Here is a 1,536-nt window from a genome sequence, read left to right as displayed (position 1 = left end):
TGGCCTCGAAAGACTCCGCGACCTGGAACCACTCCTGCTTCTCCACCGACTTCGACATGCTCGCCAGCGTCCACGGCGGCGGCTCTCACCTCAACGCCTCTCAGCACGTCGTTGGCCGGACGCTTACGGAGAACAGCAACTCGCGCTCATACTGTCGGCCCCGGTGCTCCTGGAACGCCTCATCCACCCAAGCCGCGTCACAGGCACGCTCCAGCACCAGCCGGGCCATGACGGTGAGTGGACTCTCGGCAAGGAAGCGCTTCACGATGGCATCGAACATGACGGTAGAACCCCCACCAACAGTGCCCAAGGGGCTACCGTCCGCACAGGGGCCCGGGCGTCCCCATGAAGCAGTCCCTTCGCCCGCTCGCTCGTCTGCATGTCTCCCTCCCGCCCAGGGAGCCGATGCCGAAGATGTTTAAAGGGATGACTCTCACGAGGCCTCCTCACGAAATCGTAGACACCCGAGGGCGAATCAGGCCTGACCTTCAGGGCTACATTCTCCACACGGCGCGAGTAACCCGGCTGGTTCACCATTCTCGCCACCTGCTTTGTTCGGAGCCGAGACACAGGCTTTCGTGCCAAATCAATACATGAGTGCTTGTGGGTCAAAGAGGGAGAGGAATGTTCAGATCTGATTCTCCTACGAGTTCGTCGGCAGTGAACCAGCCTTTGTTGAGGACGAATTGTCTGACGCGGTCTGGCTCCGATGCGTAGGCAACCAAGGCAAGGCTCTTCCTTGCTCGACTTGAGGTTACGTAGAAGAGGCGTCTAGTGTTTTCGAATGTCTTTCCTTCAGCCGATTTTCCACCAAAAAGTTGATCATATTTAAAGGAGAAACCTCGGGCCTCGTCGTCATCCATAATCACCATGACACGATCAAATTCAAGGCCCTTGACCCCTTGGTGTGTATCGAAATTGGCATTGCCCAGGAGGTACTCGGCCATAGGCTCGATTTGCGAGAATGGAGCTTTTAAAAACTTCTCAAGGCCATCGGTCATTTCGGTCTGCTGACTCATTTCATCGTTCCCTCCGGTAGGAATTTCTGCCGCCTTCTGCATTGCGTCTGATGCACTTGCGCGCAAAGAGTCGGGTATTTCAAGCAGGTTGTTTTTATCAATGCGTCTCAAAACATCCAGCAGGGAGGGGTCTGTGTCGTGCTTCCAGAGTTCCATTAGTGAGTCGATTGCGATGTTTGCCTGTTGGAGATGGCTTGGTTGATTTTCAGCGTTGCGCAAGGCTGCTTGCGTCAGCAGTGGCGAGAAGCTTTTGATGATCCGGGCGACAGCAAAGCGGTCGCCGCGGCGCTTGGCCTTTACGAGAGGCAATACCTGATTGACGAAGAATCGATACGGAGGGAGGGTGCCATCTAGAAGGCTTTGGTTCCAGGTCTTTACGTTGTAAAGCGCAGAGAAGGCATCTGAAAACCCCATGCGCGATGCAGCCATATGGTGCTCGAGCGTTAATGTCTTTACCTTGCTGGATTTGACCCAGTCTTGATCTCCTGTAATGACCGCCATGTGGGAGGCGATGGAG

2 protein-coding genes are annotated in these 1,536 nt (G+C 55.3%); both read right to left on the bottom strand.

The genetic code is table 11. The features are described 5' to 3' along the window. Positions 1–100: 100 nt before the first annotated feature. A complete protein-coding gene (locus G4D87_RS37650; RefSeq protein ID WP_163787574.1) occupies positions 101–280 on the bottom strand; it encodes a hypothetical protein in 180 nt (59 codons plus the stop codon). A gap of 328 nt (positions 281–608) precedes the next feature. Continuing rightward, on the bottom strand, positions 609–1,536 hold a 928-nt coding region (locus tag G4D87_RS37645), incomplete at its 5' end, for a hypothetical protein (RefSeq protein WP_205507885.1).

It is taken from the genome of Myxococcus vastator, assembly GCF_010894475.1.
Lineage (GTDB): Bacteria > Myxococcota > Myxococcia > Myxococcales > Myxococcaceae > Myxococcus > Myxococcus vastator.
Note: the sequence above shows the minus strand (reverse complement) of the source record. Positions and strands in the feature narration are given on the sequence as shown.